The following is a 17,516-nucleotide window of genomic DNA, read 5'->3' on the forward strand; positions in this document are numbered from 1 at the left end:
GGTTGCGGGGCAGGGGCTGGTGTGGGGGAGGATGGCGGCAACCGTACGAAGGGAAATTCACGGTGAGCATCGACCCGTCCTCGATTCCGAACTTCGGGGGCCAGCCCGAACCGCAGGAGACGGGCCCGGCCGGCCCCGTCATCCCCGACCAGGACCTGGTCAAGCAGCTCCTCGACCAGATGGAGCTGAAGTACGTCGTGGACGACGAGGGAGACCTCGCCGCACCGTGGGAGCAGTTCCGTACGTACTTCATGTTCCGCGGTGAGGAGGAGCAGCAGGTCTTCTCCGTGCGCACGTTCTACGACCGCCCGCACGGCATCGACGAGAAGCTGCGTCTTCTCGAGGTCATCGACGACTGGAACCGCCGCACCCTGTGGCCGAAGGTCTACACCCACACCAACGACGACGGCACCGTCCGCCTGATCGGCGAGGCGCAGATGCTGATCGGCGTCGGCGTGTCCCTGGAGCACTTCGTCTCCAGCACGGTCAGCTGGGTCCGCGCCTCGATCGAGTTCGACAAGTGGCTGATCGAGCAGCTCGGCCTGGAGGCCGACGCCGAGTCCGGTGACGACGAGAAGCCGGGCGACGACCAGGCCTGAGCCCCCGGCCCCGCCGGGCCGGCCCCGCGGGGACCGGCCTCACATCGGCATGCGGGCGACCGTCAGCAGGTACGTCCCGTAGAAGAACGAGAGCCCGGCCAGCGCGCCGACCGTCACGACGACGGTGCGCGGCCGGGCTCTGGCCATGGCCACGGCGGCCGGGAGCAGCAGCGGGAAGGCCGGCAGCAGGAAGCGCGGCTTGGACGCGAAGTAGCTGGAGCCGCCGACCGCGATCACCACGAGCACCAGCGCGTAGACGAAGAGGGCCGCGGGCGGCCGGTCGAGCAGCAGCAGGACCAGGCAGACCAGCGCGATCCCGGTGACCGCCATGGTCATGTAGTACGCCATGGAGTCCCGGCCGGTGATCAGGTGCCGGATGAAGCCCAGCGCGTTCACCCCGAAGTCGAAGCGCGAGCCCCACAGCCGCTGCACCTCGAAGTAGCCGAAGAGCCCGCCGCCGGAGCGGTGGCCGGCCCAGACGATGTAGCCGGCCCAGCCCAGCGGGGCGATCGCCGCGCCCGTCCACACCCGCCAGTCGGTGCGCGAGCGCCGGTCCTGGCACAGGGTGAGCGCGGCCGCGCAGATCACGGCGGCGGCCACCGCGACGGCGTTGGGCCGGGAGAGCCCGGCGAGCAGCGCGAGCACCCCGGCCCACAGCGGACGGCCGGTGACCGCGGCGTAGAGCGCCCAGACGGCGAGCGCCGTCATCAGCGGCTCGGTGTACGCCATCGACTGCACGATCGCGTGCGGCAGCAGCCCCCACAGCACCACGAGCAGCGTGCCCACCCTGCGGCCGTGCAGCAGCTCGCCGACCGCGTAGATGCCCCAGGCCGCGGCTCCGGCCGAGACCCAGGCGACGAGCAGCCCGGCGGAGACGACGGTGAGCGGCAGGACGACCGTGACGGCGCGGACCAGACCGGGGAAGAGCGGGAAGAACGCCAGGTCGTTGAAGACCACGCCGCGGGTGGTGAGCGAGGGCAGGATCAGCCCGTAGCCGTGCCGGGCGATGCCCGCGTACCAGATGCCGTCCCAGGAGTGGCCGAGCAGCGTGCGCGGGTGGCGGCCGATCCACCAGGCCCAGGCGGCCATGATCGCCATGCCGGTCAGCCGGGCGCCCGCGTAGAGCGCGAGCGCCGGCGCGGCCCGGCGCAGCGCGTCGCGCACCCGGTCGAGGCGGCGCTCACGGGCGCCGCCCGCCGTGGGGCGCGGTTCCGGTGCCTCGCGGACGGGCACGGCGGTGTCGGCTGACACGGGGGCACCTCCGGTGCGGGCACGGCCCGGCGCCGCGCCCGCGGGGCGGGGCGGCGGGCCGGTCGTGGCCCGGGGACGGGCGGGGGACGGGGCGGGTACGGGCCGGGCGCCGGTCCGGGCACTCCGTGCGCGCGGACGACGGAGCCGGTCTCGGCATACCGACCATGCGGCGCGCTTCGCGCGCGCGCGACCCGGAACGCCCGTGGGCGGTGCGCTTTCCACCCGCTCGGCGGGCATCGCGGAGTGTCGGCACCGCCGGGCGCCCGGTGTGTGCTGCGCGCCCGGGTGTCCTGGTCCGCGCCCCATGGGCCCGCCTATCGTGAGGCCGACCCATGGGCTTATGGACAGATGGAAATCGACTTACCGACTTGATTCACGGACGTGGAAAGCGGGATCGCATGAATTCGGAATGGAGCCCGGCGGCACGGGTGCGGGGCATGGGCGCGTCGGTCTTCACGGAGATGACGGAGCTCGCCCGGGAGACCGGCGCCGTCAACCTCGGCCAGGGCGTGCCGGAGCTGGCCGCCCCGGAGGGTCTTCTGAAGGACGTCGCGGCGGCGGTCCTCGCGGGCAGCAACCAGTACCCGCCCGCGGTGGGCTTCCCGGCGCTGCGCGAGGCGGTCGCCGCGCACCAGAGCCGGCGGTACGGACTGGAGTACGACCCGCGGGACGAGGTGCTGGTGACCACGGGCGCGACGGAGGCGATCGCGGCGACGCTGCTGGCGCTGTGCGACCCCGGTGACGAGGTGCTCGCCTTCGACCCCTGCTACGACGCCTACCCGGCGGTCACGCGGTTCGCCGGCGCCACCCTGGTGCCCGTGCCGCTGGCCCTGGACGACGACACGTTCGCCCTGGACGTGGCGGCGCTGCGGGCGGCCGTCACGCCGCGCACACGCGTGCTGATGCTCAACACCCCGCACAACCCGACGGGGAAGGTCTTCACCGCCGAGGAGCTGGCGGCCGTCGCCGAGGTGTGCCAGGAGCACGGACTGACGGTGGTGACGGACGAGGTCTACGAACACCTCGTCTACGACGGGCGGCACCGGGCGATCGCCGCGCTGCCGGGGATGCGGGAGCGGACGCTGACCATCTCGTCGGCGGGCAAGACCTTCAACGTCACGGGCTGGAAGGTCGGCTGGGTGTGCGGCCCGGCGCCGCTGGTCGCCGCGGTGGGGGCGGCGAAGCAGTTCCTGACCTACGCCTCGGGCACGCCGTACCAGGAGGCGCTCGCGCGGACGCTGGGGGGCGTGGAGGCGTGGGCGGAGGAGCTCAGGCGCACGCTGCGGCGCAATCGCGACCTGCTGAGCGAGGGGCTCACGCGGGCGGGGTTGCGTCCCTATCGCGCGGAGGCGGGATATTTCGTCCAGGCCGATGTCAGCGCGTGGGGTTACCCGGACGGCGTGCGATTCTGCCGTGAACTCCCGCTGCGCGCCGGGGTGGTGGCCATTCCCACGTCCGCCTTCTATCTGCGCCCCGACGCGCCGTCCTCTCTCGTGCGTTTCTCGTTCTGCAAGCGTGAAGAATCGGTGCGCACCGCCGTGGAGAAGCTGATTCAGGCTATTTGATCAGGAGATTTGCAGCTGGCCCATGCTTGATCGCATATGCGTCCGGCGGGTTGTGGGCCGCCCGCCGGTCACATTGATTCTGAACAGTTGAACTGTTCGGCCCTCGCGTGGATGGAAAGCACGATGAGATGGGTAAAAACGCTGTGGGCGCCGCTCAATTCATGATTCCCTCTCATTCAGAGACACGTTTCGGAGACGACTCCTCTCGGAATCCTCGGAATCACTGTCCTCGGATCCCACGGAACCCCCCTCTGTGGGCATGAGCCGGCGCACTCGAAGACTCTGGTCCTCCTCGGCGGGCCGGCCCACCCTCCACTGCGTGCTTGCGGAGCCGACCCATGCTCACCACCCTCAAGACCACCTACACCGATACCCGCGCCGCCGATCTCGCCTGGTGTCTGGGGAAGGACCCCCTCCCCGCGCTGGCCGTCCTCGACCTGCGGCTCGCCGACTCCCAGGTCCAGTTGCGCCTGCTCGGCGCCTCCCACCAGGTCCTCCTCGAAGAGGGCGACGGCGTCTGCTCGGAGACGGTGGCCTGCCTGCCGGGCAGCGCCACCCCGCTGCCGCTCGGCGTGGCCAAGCGCGTGGGGGCCTGGGAGTACGAGTTCGCCGCACGGATAGAAACGCTCTCGCGCGGCTCCTTCGCGGGCCGGGCGCAGGAGTTGCTCGCCCTCGTCGCCGAACACCCGTACGGCCTGGCAGGAACCTTTCCGGGCAGCCCGCACGCTTTCACCGCGCTGCTCGCCCAGCGCTGCGAGGGCCAGGTCAGCTGGCGCACCTGGCACGCGTATCCGCAGGAGGGGCGCCTGGTCGCCACCCGTACGCGGGTGGGCGCACGCGCGGCCGCTCCCCTCTAGGTCCCCTCTAGGTCCCCTCTAGGTCCCCTCTAGGTCCCCTCTAGGTCCCCTCTAGGCCCCCTCTGGGCCTGCTCCAGGGCTCGCTCCGCGCTTCCGAACGGTCATGGAACACCTGTAATAAACCCTTGTGGGTGACAAAAGGTTGCCGGATCGTGACGTAGCGTTCCCGGCATGATCTACCGCCCGGTACCGGCGCGGCTGCCCGTACCGGCCGGGCTCGGCCGCCTCGTGGTCCTGACCACCGTCTTCGTCTGCGCCGCCTGCGGGTTGGTGTACGAGCTGGAGCTGGTCGCCCTGGCCTCGTACCTCATCGGCGACTCCGTCACCCAGGCGTCCGTCGTCCTGTCGGTGATGGTCTTCGCGATGGGCATCGGCTCGCTGCTCGCCAAGCGCTTACGGAGCCGCGCCGCCCTGGGGTTCGCCGCGGTCGAGGCCGCCCTCGCGCTGGTCGGCGGCCTCTCGGCGATGGCGCTCTACGCCTGCTTCGCCTGGTTCGGCCAGGCGCGCCTGGCCCTGGTGGGCTTCTCGCTGGCCATCGGGGTGCTGATCGGCGCCGAGGTGCCCCTGCTGATGACGCTCATCCAGCGCATCCGGCGGCAGGACGCGGGCGGCGCCGTCGCCGACCTCTTCGCCGCCGACTACGTGGGCGCCCTCGTCGGCGGGCTCGCCTTCCCGTTCCTCCTGCTCCCCGTGCTGGGGCAGTTGACGGGCGCGCTGCTGACCGGCGGGGTCAACGCCGTCGCGGGCGGCGCCCTGGTGCTCTGGCTCTTCCGCGGCGACCTCAGCGTCCGGGCCCGCTGGGCGCTCCTCGTCGCCAACGGCCTGGTGCTGGCCGTCCTGGCCGTCGGCTCGGCCCTCACCGTCCCCTTCGAACGGGCCGCGCGCCACGCCGTCTACGGCGGGGACGTGCGGGTGGCCGTGCAGTCGGGCGTGCAGGAGGTCGTGCTCACGGGCGGCGGCCGGAGCGGCCGCCCCCTCTCCCTCTTCCTGGACGGCAGGCTGAAGGTCTGCGGAGAGGACGAATTCCGGTACCACGAAGCCCTGGTGCACCCCGCGATGTCCGGCCCGCACCGCCGGGTGCTGGTCCTCGGCGGCGGCGACGGCCTCGCCGTCCGCGAACTCCTGCGCTACGGCGACGTCGAGCGGGTCACGGTCGTCGAAGTCGACCCCACCGTGCTGCGGTTGGCGCGCACCGCCCCCGACCTCGTCGCCCTCAACCGCGCCGCCTACCGCGACCCCCGCGTGCGCGTCGTCACCGCCGACGCGTTCGAGTGGCTGCGCGCCCTGCCCGCCGCCGCGCCCCCGTACGACGTGGTGGTCTCCGACCTCCCCGACCCCGGCATCACACCCAGCACCAAGCTCTACTCCCAGGAGTTCTACGGCCTGGTGGAGCGCAGGCTGGCCCCCGGCGGCCGGCTCGCGATCCACGCCGGCACGGTCGACGTCCGCCCGCAGGTCTTCTGGACGGTCGACGCCACGGTCCGCTCCCTGGGCCTGACCAGCCGGCCGTACCGGGTGAGCGGCAGCGGCTTCACCACCGGCCCCGACCGCACCTCCCGGCGGTCCGGGGCGTCCGGCGGGGGCACGGGCTGGAGCTTCCTGCTGGTCTCCCGCGAGTCCCTGTGGCTGCGGCTGCCGCCGGTGCGGCCGTACCTCCAGTCGCTGTCGCCGAAGGGGCTGACCGACGCCTGGCGGGCCGCCGAGCGCGGCCGGGAGCCCGGCATGCTGCCGTCGACGCTGATGCACCCGCGCTACGCGGACTGAGGCGCGTCCCCCCGGCCGTGCTCCGGCCGCTCCGCGCGCGGCTCGCCGCCGCGGCGCAGCGCCGTGCGGAAGGCGCCCGGGGAGCAGCCCTCGCGGTGGTGGAAGAACTTCGAGAAGTTCGCCGGGTCGTCGAAGCCCACGCGGCCGGCGATCCGGGCCGCCGGCAGGTCGCTGTGCGCGAGCAGTCGCTTGGCCTCCAGTATCACCCGCCGGTCGATGAACTCCTTGGCGCCGACCCCGGCCGCGCACAGCGAGGCGCGGGCGAGGGTGCGGGTGGAGTAGCCGAGGGCGCGGGCGTAGTCCGCGACCCGGTGGTGCGTGGCGAAGTCGCGCTCGACGGCCGCCCGGAAGCGCACGAAGGTGTCGCCCGGCGCGGGGACGCTGCTGCCGGCGTGGGCCGAGAGGTGCGCCAGCCGCAGCACCAGCACGGACAGCAGGTGCCGCAGGACGTCGGTGTGCACATCGGCGGGCAGCCCGCCGCCGGTGCGGAAGTCGGCCTCCAGATGGCCCACCGCGCAGAAGACGGCCTCGCGGTCGGGGCCGACCGGCTGCCACAGCACCGGCCGGAAGGGGTCGTCCGCGACGGCCGCCACGGCCGTGCCGGACGGCAGGAAGCCGGGCTGGGCGAGGACGACGACGCCCTCCGGCTCCGACCCCGGCCGCCCCTCGCCGAACTGCTGCACCTGGCCGGGGCGTACCCACAGCACCGAGCCCGCCTCCAGCCAGTGGCCGGTGAAGTCCACGGTGTGCTCCGCGGCGCCCGACCGGACGGCGACGATCTGGTGGAAGTCCAGCCGCTGGGGCTTGGCCAGCAGCCCCTCGGGGGCGCGGCGGCGCAGCTCGGCGAGCGTCATCACCTCGATGCCCGCGGGGGTGCCGGGCGGGGCCTTGTAGGCGAGCTCGACGATCTCTTCATGTCGCTCGTGTCGCTTTTTCACCATGAGGAGACCTGAGCGTACCTGGTTGCGGCCCGGATCCGGGCTTAGCTTGGTCGTAACGCACAACAAAGAGTGTGCGGGGCCCACAGCCTTCGCGGCCGGCCCACAGGCCCCGCGAAGGGCCCCCGGGCCCGGGAACGGCCCGCATCCCCCCCACAGACGGCACGCGGAAGCGACCACGGACGGAATCCAGGGAAAGACATGGCACAGCACCGGCTCACCTACGCATTCGACGCCTACTGCGGCTGGTGCTACGGCTTCGGACCCACGATCCGGGAGTTCGCCGCCGCGAACGCCGACCGCATCGAGCTGACCGTCCTCAACGGCGGGCTCTTCACCGGCCCCCGGGCGCAGCCCGTCAGCGCGTACCCCTACATCCCGCAGGCGGACGCCCGGATCGGCGAGCTGACCGGCGCGGTCTTCGGCGAGGGCTACGCGAAGGCCTTCGCCGACGGCACGGCCGTCCTCGACTCGGCCGGTGCCGCGACGGCCCTCGTCGCCCTGCGGCAGCAGGCCCCCGAGAGGACACTGGAGTTCGCGGGCGCGCTCCAGCGTGCCTGGTACGTCGACGGGCGCCCGCTGTCCGACCCGGCCACGCTCCGCGCGGTCGCCGAGACCGCGGGCGGTGTGGACGCCGACGCGGTGGTCGCCGCCCACGCCGACCCCGCCACCCGCCGCGCGGCGGAGGCGGACTTCCGCGAGGTCCGCCGACTCGGCGTCGACAGCTTCCCCACCTTGCTGCTGCACACGCCCGGCGGGGTGCGGCGGCTCGGCGGCCCGATGTCCGACGCGCGGACGCTGACGCGCGCCCTCGACCAGCACTGACCTTCCTGCCCCCCCACATCCCCCTTCTCTCCCTAAGGAGTCCCCCCATGGCGAAGATCGCTCTCTTCGGTGCCAACGGCACGATCGGCAGCCGCGTGCTGCGCGAGGCGCTGGACCGCGGCCACCAGGTCACGGCCGTCGTCCGTGACCCCGCCAAGGTCACCGAGACCCACGACAACCTGACCGTCACCAAGGGCGACGTCCTCGACCCGGCGTCGGTGACCGCGGCCGCCCAGGGCCAGGACGTCGTCATCAGCGCCGTCGGCGGCGGCGACGGCCCCGGTCACGTCGCGACCATCGAGCCGGCCGCCAAGTCCCTGGTCGCCGGTGTGCGCGCGGCCGGCGCCGACGCCCCGCGGCTGATCGCGGTCGGTGGCGCGGGCTCGCTGCGCACCCCCGACGGCAAGCAGGTCTGGGACGCCGAGGGCCTCCCCGAGTTCCTGCTCCAGATCATGCACGCGCACGGTGACGCGCTGGACTTCTACCGCACCGTCACCGACGTCCGCTGGACCAACGTCAGCCCCGCCGGGCTGATCGAGCCGGGTGAGCGCACGGGCGCGTACCGCACCGGCCTGGAGGACCTCGTGACCGACGGGGACGGCAAGAGCCGCATCTCCACCGAGGACTACGCCGTGGCCCTGATCGACGAGGTCGAGAAGCCGCAGCACGTCGGTGAGCGCTTCACCGTCGCGTACTGATCCCGCGACCCGTCCCGCGTACTGATCCTCGTACGCGGGCCGGTGGCGCGCCCGGGCGGCACTCTCCCGGTGCCGCCCCTCGCGGTACCGACCCGCTCGGCCCCGTACCCCCGCCTGCCGAAGTCCGACGGAAAGTTCGACCGGAGAGGCAAGGGTTCGGGGCCTGGTGGGTAGGCTCGCTTGTCATGGAGCATGAGGTGTTCGTTCCGTTTCCCGTCGGATCCGTCCGGCGGGTCCTCGCCGACCCCGCGCGCGTCGTGCGCTGCGTCCCCGGCCTCCAGCAGGACGTCGCGGACGCCTCCGGCGCGCTCGTGGCCGGGCGGCTCCGGCTGCGCATAGGCGGCTCGACCATCACCTACCGGGGCTCGCTGCACCTGACCGAGCGCGACGGCGGGTACGACCTGTCCGGCGAGGGCAGCGAGGTGCGCGGCTCCGGCACGGTGACGCTCACGCTGCGCGGGCTGCTGGAGCCGGTCGAGGGCGGCACCCGGCTGGTCTGCGTGGCCACGGTCGGCAGCGCCGGCCGGCTCGCGGAGTTCGACGGGAAGACGGCGGAGGCCACGGCCCGCCGGCTGCTGGACCGCTTCGCCGCCGCGCTGGCGGAGGAGTTGCGCGAGGACGCCGAGGAGGAGGCGGGCGACGGCCCGCGCCTGGAAGGCGGCAGCGTCTTCGACACGGAGGTCCCGTCGCCGTCGCTCGACCCGTCGGCGGACGATGACGACGACGATGACGAAGCCGACGACGACGGTGCCGACGACGAGGATGACGACGACGAGGCGCCCGCGGCGGAGGCGGCCCACGCCCGCCGCACGATGATCGGCCGCAGCGCCGAGGAGGTCGACCATGCCCCGCCGAGGGGCCGTTACGCCCCGGTGCCGGCCCCCGAGGCGGCGTCCGCCACCGCGGCGGCCCTGCGCTGGGCGGCGCCCGCCGCGGCGGTGGCCCTGGCCTCCGCGGTGGTGGTGGGCCGGGTGCTGCGGCGCCGTCGCTAGCGGTTCGGGGTCCGGACCGCTTCGGCCCGCCTCAGCCCGTAATGTCGGACCCGTGACCAACGACGTACGCACAGACCACAGCACCGTGCATCTGACGGCCGGCGGTGCCGAGCTGACGCTCGATCCGGGCAACGGCTGCCGGATCACCAGTCTCCGGATCGACGGCACGGAACTCCTCCGGCAGGGTGCCAAATACGGCGCCTTCCCCATGGTCCCCTGGTGCGGGCGGATCGAGCTCGGGCAGTTCCGCAACGGCGGCGAGCGGCACCAGATGCCCGTCAACTCCGGCCCGCACGCGATCCACGGCACCGGCCGGGACACCGCCTGGCACACCGCCAGGGTGGCGGACTCCTCGGCCGCGTTCTTCTACGACCTGGCCGCCCCCTGGCCGTACCCCGGCCGCGTCACCCAGGTGGCCGAGCTGACGGCGGATTCCCTCACGCTCACCATGGGCGTCGAGACCTACGCCGACTCCTTCCCGGCCCAGGCCGGCTGGCACCCCTGGTTCCTGCGCAACCTCGGCACCGGCAAGGACGTCGAGCTCGGCTTCGAGGCGGGGTGGCAGGAGGAGCGCGGCGACGACCACCTGCCGACGGGCCGTCGCATCGACCCCCGCCCCGGGCCCTGGGACGACTGCTTCGGGATGCCCGACGGCGTGGACGTCACCCTCACCTGGCCGGGCGCCCTGGAGCTGAAGGTCGCCGGCCGCAGCGAGTGGGTCGTGATCTACGACGAGCAGGCCGAGGCCGTCTGCGTCGAGCCGCAGTCCGGGCCGCCGAACGGGCTCAACACCCTGCCGCGCCTGGTCACGCCCATCGATCCGCTGGAGATCTCCACGACGTGGACCTGGCGGACCCTGGCCTAAGCTCATGCCCATGAGCGATGCGCGTGACGCCCTTCTTCAGCAGATCAAGGACAAGGCCGTGGTCCACGGCAAGGTGACCCTCTCCTCCGGCAAGGAGGCCGATTACTACATCGACCTCCGCCGGATCACCCTGGACGCCGAGGCGGCGCCGCTGGTCGGCCAGGTGATGCTGGACGCCACCGCCGACCTGGAGTACGACGCCGTCGGCGGCCTCACCCTGGGCGCCGACCCGGTCGCCACCTCGATGCTGCACGCCGCCGCCGCGCGCGGCCGCAAGCTGGACGCCTTCGTCGTGCGCAAGGCGCAGAAGACGCACGGCATGCAGCGCCGCATCGAGGGTCCGGACATCAAGGGCCGTCGCGTCCTGGTGGTCGAGGACACCTCGACCACCGGCGGCTCCCCGCTGACGGCCGTCGAGGCGGCCCGCGAGGCCGGCGCCGAGGTCGTGGCCGTGGCGACGATCGTCGACCGCGGTGCCGCCTCCGCCATCGAAGAGGCCGGTCTGCGCTATGTGACGGGCTACTCCCTGGGTGACCTCGACCTGGGCTGACCTGCGGGTTTGGTTTTTGGATCAAGAAAAGCGCGACCGGTGGGCGCGTGGTTTCACGTGAAACCACGCGCCCACCGGCACATCTGGCGTGAGCACCATGTGGAGCAATTCGGGGAGTCTGGGAAGATGGGGGCGACGATGAACGTCGCCCCCTAGGTCAGGGCCCCCTCGCCCACCCGCACATCACAAGGAGCGGACAGATGCCCATCGCAACCCCCGAGGTCTACAACGAGATGCTCGACCGGGCGAAGGCAGGCAAGTTCGCCTACCCGGCCATCAATGTGACCTCGACGCAGACTCTGCACGCCGCACTGCGCGGCTTCGCCGAGGCGGAGAGCGACGGCATCATCCAGATCTCCACCGGTGGCGCGGAGTTCCTCGGTGGCCAGTACAGCAAGGACATGGTCTCCGGCGCCGTCGCGCTGGCCGAGTTCGCGCACGTCGTCGCCAAGAAGTACCCGGTGAACATCGCGCTGCACACCGACCACTGCCCGAAGGACAAGCTCGACGGCTACGTCCGTCCGCTGCTGGCCATCTCGCAGGAGCGTGTCGCCGCCGGTCAGAACCCGCTCTTCCAGTCCCACATGTGGGACGGCTCCGCCGAGAAGCTCGACGAGAACCTCGCCATCGCGAAGGAGCTCCTCGCCGAGGCCGTGAAGGCGAAGATCATCCTTGAGGTCGAGATCACCCCGACCGGTGGCGAGGAGGACGGCGTCTCCCACGAGATCAACGACGACCTCTACACCACCGTCGCCGACGTCGAGCGCACCGCCGAGGCCCTGGGCCTGGGCGAGAAGGGCCGCTACCTGCTGGCCGCCTCCTTCGGCAACGTCCACGGCGTCTACAAGCCGGGCAACGTCGTGCTCCGCCCCGAGCTGCTCCGTGACCTCCAGGACGGCATCGCCGCCAAGCACGGCAAGGCCGACCCGTTCGACTTCGTCTTCCACGGCGGCTCCGGCTCCACGGAGGAGGAGATCCGCACCGCGCTGGAGAACGGCGTCGTGAAGATGAACCTCGACACCGACACCCAGTACGCCTTCACGCGTCCGGTCGCGGCCCACATGTTCAAGAACTACGACGGCGTCCTGAAGGTCGACGGCGAGGTCGGCGACAAGAAGACCTACGACCCGCGCACCTGGGGCAAGCTGGCCGAGGGCAGCATGGCCGCGCGCGTCACCAAGGCCTGCGCCGACCTGCGCGCCACGGGCACCAAGCTGAAGTAGGTCCTCTCCGGGGCTGCCGGGCAGCCCCACGAGGCCCGGGAAGGGCCCGGCCCCCGCTCGCACCGACGAGCGGCGGCCGGGCCCTTTCGCGTGGCCGGGCCGCTTCGTACGTACGGGCCGCTTCGTACGGCCTGGCCGGGCGTCCTCGCCTGGCCCGGCCCGCCCCTCCGGGGGATGATCGCCGCATGAGCGACTCCGCACCGGACCCCGGCCGCGGCCCCGAGCCTGTCCCGCCACCCGGGCCGCCGCCCGGCACGGCACCGGGCGGGGCCGCCACGGACGACGGCGCGCCCGTCGTGCGCATGGGCACCGCCGCCGGGCGCTGGGTCCTGCTGACGGCCGTCCTCGGCTCGGGCATGGCGATGCTGGACAGCACCGTCGTCAACGTCGCGCTGCCGCACATCGGCCGGGACCTCGACGCGGACCTGGCGGCCCTCCAGTGGACCGTCAACGCCTACATGCTCACCCTCGCCGGCCTGATCCTGCTGGGCGGCTCCCTGGGCGACCGGTACGGGCGCAGGCGCGTCTTCGTCATCGGCGTGGTGTGGTTCGCGCTGGCCTCGCTGCTGTGCGGGGTGGCGCCGGACGCCGGGGTGCTGATCGCGGCGCGGGCCCTCCAGGGCGTCGGGGGCGCGCTGCTCACGCCCGGCTCGCTCGCGCTGATCCAGGCGGTCTTCCACCCCGACGACCGGGCGGGCGCGGTCGGCGCCTGGTCGGGGCTGGGCGGTGTGGCGTCGGCCGTCGGCCCCTTCGTGGGCGGCTGGCTGGTGGACGGGCCGGGCTGGCGCTGGGTGTTCCTGATCAACCTGCCGCTGGCCGCCGTGTGCGTGGTGGTCGCGCTGCGGTACGTACCGGAGACCCGCGACCCGACGGCGCACGGCCGGTTCGACGTGCTCGGCGCGGCCCTGGGGGCGCTGGCCCTCGGCGCCGTGACGTACGCGCTGATCGCCGCGCCCGACAAGGGCGCCTCGCCCTGGGTGATCGTCCCGGCCGTCGCGGGTGTGCTGCTGGGCGTCGCCTTCGTGGCCGTGGAGCGCCGGCGGGCGGACCCGATGCTGCCGCCGGGGATCTTCGCCGTCCGGCAGTTCACGGCGATCAACGTCGTCACGGTCTTCGTCTACGCCGCCTTCAGCGGCTTCTTCTTCCTCGCGGTGCTCCAGCTCCAGGTCGTCGTGGGCTGGTCGGCGCTCGCGGCGGGCACGGCCCTGCTGCCCACGACCGTGCTGATGCTGCTGCTCTCCGCCCGCTCCGGGAAGATCGCCCAGCGCATCGGGGCGCGGCTCCCGCTGACCGTCGGACCGCTGCTGTGCGCGGCCGGGCTGCTGCTGATGACGAGGGTCGGGGCCGGAGCGGTGTACTGGCGGGACGTGCTGCCCGCGCTCGTCGTGCTGGGCATGGGCATGGTGGTGCTGGTCGCGCCGCTCACCGCCACGGTGCTCGCCTCCGTCGACGTCTCCCGGGCGGGCCTGGCCAGCGGCATCAACAACGCGGCGGCCCGCGCGGCCGGCCTGATCGCGGTCGCCGCGCTGCCGCTCCTGGCGGGCATGGGCCCGGACGTCTACCGGGACCCGGCGGCGTTCTCCCGGACCTTCGACCGGGCGATGCTGATGTGCGCGGGGGCGCTGGTGGTGGGGGCGGTGCTGGCCTGGGCGACGGTGCGGGGCCCCGAGCGGGGCGGGGGCGGGGGCCGGGCGGAGTGCGAGTACCACTGCGGGGTGTCGTCACCGCCGCTGGATCCGGGGGACGGGTAGCGGGCCGCGGCGCGGGGCCTTTCCCCACCCCGCCCCTTCCCGAATGTCCTCAAACGCCGGACGGGCTGATTTTCAGCCCGTCCGGCGCTTGAGGACCGGGGTCCGGGGCGGAGCCCCGGTTCGGGAAGGGGCGGGGCTGGGGACAAAGCCCCGCGCAGCGGCAACCCCGCCGCACCCTACGGCCCGTACCGGACACTGCGGCAGACTGGACCGCATGTCCATTCACGAGAACCTGCTCGGGGGACCGCCCCCGACCCACCTCCCCGACGACCCGGAGCCGCGAGAGTTGCTCGCCTCCGGCGCCGCTCCCGCCGAGGTCGCCGCGAAGTACCCCGCGTCCTCCCTCGCCTGGGCGCAGCTCGCCGACGAGGCGTTCGACGGCGGCCGCGTCGTCGAGTCCTATGCGTACGCCCGCACGGGCTACCACCGCGGCCTCGACGCCCTGCGCCGCAGCGGCTGGAAGGGCCACGGCCCGGTGCCGTTCGAGCACGAGCCGAACCGCGGCTTCCTGCGCGCGCTGCACGCCCTCGCCCGCGCCGCCCAGGCGATCGGCGAGCAGGAGGAGTACGAGCGCTGCTCGACCTTCCTGCGGGAGAGCTCCCCGACGGCCGCCAACACCCTGGGCTGAGCCACGGACGCCGTCACGGCCCACAGCCGTGACGGCGCCGGTCCCGGCGGGAGGCACGAGGCCCTCGAAGACCTTCCACGGGCCTTGCAGCCGACGGCGTCCGGCACGGATGATCCCCGCAGTGACCCGGCGACCCCGGGAGCGACGGCAGGGGAGACACCATGACTTCCGAACCACGTTCCACCGTTCAGGACACCGCGCCCGGCAGTACGGGCGACACCACGGGCGACACCGCGCCGAACATCCGCTTCACCGGCAGCACGCCCTACGAGGACTATGTGCGGGCCTCCGTCCTCGGCGACCTCCAGGAACCGCTCTCCGACGACCCCGGCGAGATGTCCTTCCTCGTCACCACCCAGGTGATGGAGCTCTGGTTCACCCTCCTCGTGCACGAGTGGCAGACCGCCGCCCGCGCCCTGCGCGAGGACGACCTGGCGACCGCGATGGCCGCGCTCAGACGCTCCACCTACGAGCTCGAATCGCTCAACGCGTCCTGGAAGCCGCTCGCTCATCTGACACCCACTCAGTTCAACGCCTTCCGCTCCGCCCTCGGCGAGGCCTCCGGCTTCCAGTCGGCGACCTACCGCCGCCTGGAGTTCCTGCTCGGCGAGAAGTCCCCGGCGATGCTCGTCCCCTACCGCGGGGCGCCCGCCCTCCACGCGGAGCTGGAGCAGGCGTTGCGTGAACCGGGCCTGTACGACGAGGTGCTGCGCCACCTCGCCCGCCGCGGCCACGCGATACCCCGGGCCGTCCTCGACCGCGACGTCTCCGAGCGCTACGCCCCGGACCCCGCCGTCGAGGAGGTCTGGCAGCGCGTCTACGCGGGCGACCAGAACGCCGAGGCGTGCCGGCTGGGCGAGGCCCTGACCGAGGTCGCCGAGCTGGTCTGGCGGTGGCGCAACGACCATCTCGTCGCCACCCGGCGGGCGATGGGCGCCAAGGTGGGCACCGGTGGCTCGGCGGGTGTCGCCTGGCTGGAGAAACGTGCCGCCAAACACGTCTTCCCCGAGCTGTGGACGGCGCGCAGCCGTGTCTGACGGGCAGCCGGACGCACTCGCCGCCGAGGCCGCGGCGCTCGACGAGGGCGACGTACTCCGCGCCGTACGGAAGGAGTTCGCCCTCGACGACGGCACCGTCTACCTCGACGGGAACTCCCTGGGGGCGCTGCCCCGCACCGTCGCCGGACGGCTCGCCGAGGTCGTCGGCGAGGAGTGGGGGCGGCTGCGCATCCGCTCCTGGACCGAATCCGGGTGGTGGGAGGCGCCCGAGCGGGTCGGCGACCGCCTCGGGCGGCTCGTCGGGGCCGCCCCCGGCCAGCTCGTCGTCGGCGACTCCACGAGCGTCAACGTCTTCAAGGCGGTCGTCGCCGCCGTCCGGCTGGCGGGGCCGGGCCGCGACGAGGTGCTGGTCGACGCGGCGACGTTCCCCACGGACGGCTACATCGCCGCCTCCGCCGCCCGGATGACGGGCTGCCGGATCCGGACGGTCGACGCCTGGGACGTCCCCGCGGTGGCCGGGCCGCGCACCGCCGTCGCGCTCGTCAACCACGCCGACTACCGCTCGGGCCGCCTCCACGACATGGCCGGGACGACGGCGGCCGTGCACGCGGCCGGGGCCCGGGTGGTGTGGGACCTGTGCCACAGCGCGGGCGCCCTGCCCGTCGGGCTCGACGCGGACGGCGTGGACTTCGCGGTCGGCTGCACGTACAAGTACCTCAACGGCGGGCCCGGCGCCCCCGCCTACCTCTATGTGCGCCGCGAGCTCCAGCCCCGCTTCGACTCCCCGCTCCCGGGCTGGAACTCCCACGCCGACCCCTTCGCCATGGATTCCGCCTACGCGCCCGCCGACGGCGCGGCCAGGGGCCGGGTCGGTACCCCGGAGATCCTCTCCCTGCTCGCCCTGGACGCAGCGCTCGACGTCTGGGAAGACGTCGCCCTTACGGACGTGAGGGCGAAAAGTCTTGCCCTTACGGACTTCTTCCTGCGCTGCGTCGAGGCGTACGTCCCCACAGGCCGCGTCGAGAGGATCACCCCCGCCGCGCACGCCGAGCGCGGCAGCCAGGTCTCCCTGCGGTGCGCCTCCGGCGCGGCCGGCGTCATGCAGGAGCTGATCCGGCGCGGCGTCGTCGGCGACTTCCGCCGCCCGGACGTCCTGCGCTTCGGCTTCACCCCGCTCTACACCGGCTTCGCCGAGACGCGGCGGGCGGCGCGGGTGCTGGGGGAGGTGCTGGCCGGATGACGGTTCCCGGGCCCGGGGCGGAGGCCGAGGAGCGGGCGCTGATGGCGCTGCCGTACGAGCCGCCCTCCACCACGGTCGCCTACGGGGAGCACCCCAGCCAGGTCGTCGACTTCTACCGCCCGGCGGGGGCGACCGGCCCCCGCGAGCTCCGGGTGACGCTCCTGCACGGCGGCTTCTGGCGCGAGGCCTACGACCGGCGCCACCTCGCCCCGCTGGCGGCGGCGCTGGCGGGGCCGGGCGTCGAGGTCGCGCTGGCGGAGTACCGCCGGGTGGGCGGGGGCGGCGGGCTGCCCGCCACGTTCGAGGACGTGGCGCGGATCACCGCGCTGCCCGGCGCCCCCGCCCGGCACGTCCTGGTGGGCCACTCCGCCGGCGGCCACCTCGCGCTGTGGGCGGCGAGCGCCGCCCCCGGCTCGGTCACCGAGGTCGTGGCCGTGGCACCCGTCGCGGACCTGCGCCGGGCCCGCGCCCTGGGCCTAGGCAACGGCGCCGTCACGGCCCTCCTGGGCCCCGGGGAACACCCCGAGGCCGACCCGTCCCGCCTCTCCCCACCCCGCATGCCGGTCACGGTCCTGCACGGCACGGCGGACCCGGACGTGCCGCTGTCGGTGTCCGGGGGGTACGTGTCGGCGATGCGGGGGTGTGGGGGCGGGGTGGTGCTGCGGGCGTTGCGGGGGGTGGGGCACTTCGGGGCGGTGACGCCGGGGGTGTCGGCGTGCGGGGAGCTTTTGGGGGTGCTGGGGTTGTGACGGGGGTGGGGGTGCGGTGAGGG

17 protein-coding genes are annotated in these 17,516 nt (G+C 73.5%); 15 read left to right on the forward strand and 2 right to left on the reverse strand.

Annotated elements, in window-relative coordinates:
• Positions 1-62 precede the first annotated feature (62 nt).
• A complete protein-coding gene (locus SMD11_RS17685) occupies positions 63-599 on the forward strand; it encodes a YbjN domain-containing protein (protein WP_087927384.1) in 537 nt (178 codons plus the stop codon).
• A 39-nt stretch (positions 600-638) separates the two neighbouring features.
• Here the strand turns inward: SMD11_RS17685 and SMD11_RS17690 are convergent, their stop codons facing one another.
• Entirely contained in the window at positions 639-1,850 is a 1,212-nt protein-coding gene (locus SMD11_RS17690; protein ID WP_199843903.1) for a hypothetical protein, read from the reverse strand.
• A 398-nt stretch (positions 1,851-2,248) separates the two neighbouring features.
• On the opposite strand from SMD11_RS17690, the gene SMD11_RS17695 reads away from it, so the two are divergent.
• The 3 genes from SMD11_RS17695 to SMD11_RS17705 all read left to right on the forward strand — a co-directional run bounded on the left by SMD11_RS17695 (position 2,249) and on the right by SMD11_RS17705 (position 6,036).
• Complete coding sequence (locus SMD11_RS17695) at positions 2,249-3,415, forward strand: aminotransferase class I/II-fold pyridoxal phosphate-dependent enzyme (RefSeq protein WP_087927385.1); 1,167 nt, start codon at positions 2,249-2,251, stop codon at positions 3,413-3,415.
• A 338-nt stretch (positions 3,416-3,753) separates the two neighbouring features.
• Positions 3,754-4,272 (forward strand): DUF2617 family protein, encoded by a 519-nt coding sequence (locus tag SMD11_RS17700; RefSeq protein ID WP_087927386.1) that lies wholly within the window; start codon positions 3,754-3,756, stop codon positions 4,270-4,272.
• Positions 4,273-4,443: 171 nt separating this feature from the next.
• Positions 4,444-6,036, forward strand: a complete 1,593-nt coding sequence (locus SMD11_RS17705; RefSeq protein WP_087927387.1) for a polyamine aminopropyltransferase — start codon at positions 4,444-4,446, stop codon at positions 6,034-6,036.
• On the opposite strand, the gene SMD11_RS17710 is transcribed toward SMD11_RS17705, so the two are convergent.
• Positions 6,024-6,977: a helix-turn-helix domain-containing protein gene (locus SMD11_RS17710; RefSeq protein ID WP_087927388.1), complete on the reverse strand. Its 954-nt coding sequence runs from the start codon at positions 6,975-6,977 to the stop codon at positions 6,024-6,026. The genes SMD11_RS17705 and SMD11_RS17710 overlap by 13 nt on opposite strands.
• A gap of 198 nt (positions 6,978-7,175) precedes the next feature.
• On the opposite strand from SMD11_RS17710, the gene SMD11_RS17715 reads away from it, so the two are divergent.
• The 11 genes from SMD11_RS17715 to SMD11_RS17765 all read left to right on the forward strand — a co-directional run bounded on the left by SMD11_RS17715 (position 7,176) and on the right by SMD11_RS17765 (position 17,493).
• Positions 7,176-7,799, forward strand: a complete 624-nt coding sequence (locus SMD11_RS17715; protein ID WP_087927389.1) for a DsbA family protein — start codon at positions 7,176-7,178, stop codon at positions 7,797-7,799.
• Between the two features lie 47 nt (positions 7,800-7,846).
• Positions 7,847-8,497: an NAD(P)-dependent oxidoreductase gene (locus SMD11_RS17720; protein ID WP_087927390.1), complete on the forward strand. Its 651-nt coding sequence runs from the start codon at positions 7,847-7,849 to the stop codon at positions 8,495-8,497.
• A gap of 185 nt (positions 8,498-8,682) precedes the next feature.
• Positions 8,683-9,489, forward strand: a complete 807-nt coding sequence (locus SMD11_RS17725; protein WP_087927391.1) for an SRPBCC domain-containing protein — start codon at positions 8,683-8,685, stop codon at positions 9,487-9,489.
• A gap of 52 nt (positions 9,490-9,541) precedes the next feature.
• Positions 9,542-10,354, forward strand: a complete 813-nt coding sequence (locus SMD11_RS17730; protein WP_087927392.1) for an aldose epimerase — start codon at positions 9,542-9,544, stop codon at positions 10,352-10,354.
• 4 nt (positions 10,355-10,358) lie between these two features.
• A complete protein-coding gene (pyrE, locus tag SMD11_RS17735) occupies positions 10,359-10,904 on the forward strand; it encodes an orotate phosphoribosyltransferase (protein ID WP_199843904.1) in 546 nt (181 codons plus the stop codon).
• 200 nt (positions 10,905-11,104) lie between these two features.
• Positions 11,105-12,127, forward strand: a complete 1,023-nt coding sequence (fbaA, locus tag SMD11_RS17740) for a class II fructose-bisphosphate aldolase (protein ID WP_087927393.1) — start codon at positions 11,105-11,107, stop codon at positions 12,125-12,127.
• A gap of 302 nt (positions 12,128-12,429) precedes the next feature.
• A complete protein-coding gene (locus SMD11_RS17745; protein ID WP_087930574.1) occupies positions 12,430-13,878 on the forward strand; it encodes an MFS transporter in 1,449 nt (482 codons plus the stop codon).
• Between the two features lie 214 nt (positions 13,879-14,092).
• Entirely contained in the window at positions 14,093-14,506 is a 414-nt protein-coding gene (locus SMD11_RS17750; RefSeq protein ID WP_087927394.1) for a DUF3151 domain-containing protein, read from the forward strand.
• A gap of 161 nt (positions 14,507-14,667) precedes the next feature.
• Entirely contained in the window at positions 14,668-15,543 is an 876-nt protein-coding gene (locus SMD11_RS17755; protein WP_087927395.1) for a tryptophan 2,3-dioxygenase, read from the forward strand.
• Positions 15,536-16,744 carry a kynureninase gene (gene kynU, locus SMD11_RS17760; protein WP_087927396.1) on the forward strand — a complete coding sequence of 403 codons (1,209 nt, stop codon included), beginning with the start codon at positions 15,536-15,538 and terminating at the stop codon, positions 16,742-16,744. Before SMD11_RS17755 ends, kynU begins: the two co-directional genes overlap by 8 nt.
• Positions 16,741-17,493, forward strand: coding sequence for an alpha/beta hydrolase (locus tag SMD11_RS17765; protein ID WP_418952450.1), 753 nt, complete (start codon positions 16,741-16,743; stop codon positions 17,491-17,493). The genes kynU and SMD11_RS17765 overlap by 4 nt, the downstream gene beginning before the upstream one ends.
• The last annotated feature ends 23 nt before the right edge of the window (positions 17,494-17,516 follow it).

The sequence above is a fragment of the Streptomyces albireticuli genome (assembly GCF_002192455.1).
Lineage (GTDB): Bacteria > Actinomycetota > Actinomycetes > Streptomycetales > Streptomycetaceae > Streptomyces > Streptomyces albireticuli_B.

What these genes read in the sequence shown, in the direction of transcription:
- SMD11_RS17695 (WP_087927385.1), top strand. Translation starts at nt 2,249, where the DNA reads ATGAATTCGGAATGGAGCCCGGCGGCACGGGTGCGGGGCATGGGCGCG.
- SMD11_RS17700 (WP_087927386.1), top strand. Translation starts at nt 3,754, where the DNA reads ATGCTCACCACCCTCAAGACCACCTACACCGATACCCGCGCCGCCGAT.
- SMD11_RS17705 (WP_087927387.1), top strand. Translation starts at nt 4,444, where the DNA reads ATGATCTACCGCCCGGTACCGGCGCGGCTGCCCGTACCGGCCGGGCTC.
- SMD11_RS17710 (WP_087927388.1), bottom strand. Translation starts at nt 6,977, where the DNA reads ATGGTGAAAAAGCGACACGAGCGACATGAAGAGATCGTCGAGCTCGCC.
- SMD11_RS17715 (WP_087927389.1), top strand. Translation starts at nt 7,176, where the DNA reads ATGGCACAGCACCGGCTCACCTACGCATTCGACGCCTACTGCGGCTGG.
- SMD11_RS17720 (WP_087927390.1), top strand. Translation starts at nt 7,847, where the DNA reads ATGGCGAAGATCGCTCTCTTCGGTGCCAACGGCACGATCGGCAGCCGC.
- SMD11_RS17725 (WP_087927391.1), top strand. Translation starts at nt 8,683, where the DNA reads ATGGAGCATGAGGTGTTCGTTCCGTTTCCCGTCGGATCCGTCCGGCGG.
- pyrE (WP_199843904.1), top strand. Translation starts at nt 10,359, where the DNA reads ATGCCCATGAGCGATGCGCGTGACGCCCTTCTTCAGCAGATCAAGGAC.
- fbaA (WP_087927393.1), top strand. Translation starts at nt 11,105, where the DNA reads ATGCCCATCGCAACCCCCGAGGTCTACAACGAGATGCTCGACCGGGCG.
- SMD11_RS17745 (WP_087930574.1), top strand. Translation starts at nt 12,430, where the DNA reads ATGGGCACCGCCGCCGGGCGCTGGGTCCTGCTGACGGCCGTCCTCGGC.
- SMD11_RS17750 (WP_087927394.1), top strand. Translation starts at nt 14,093, where the DNA reads ATGTCCATTCACGAGAACCTGCTCGGGGGACCGCCCCCGACCCACCTC.
- SMD11_RS17755 (WP_087927395.1), top strand. Translation starts at nt 14,668, where the DNA reads ATGACTTCCGAACCACGTTCCACCGTTCAGGACACCGCGCCCGGCAGT.
- SMD11_RS17765 (WP_418952450.1), top strand. Translation starts at nt 16,741, where the DNA reads ATGACGGTTCCCGGGCCCGGGGCGGAGGCCGAGGAGCGGGCGCTGATG.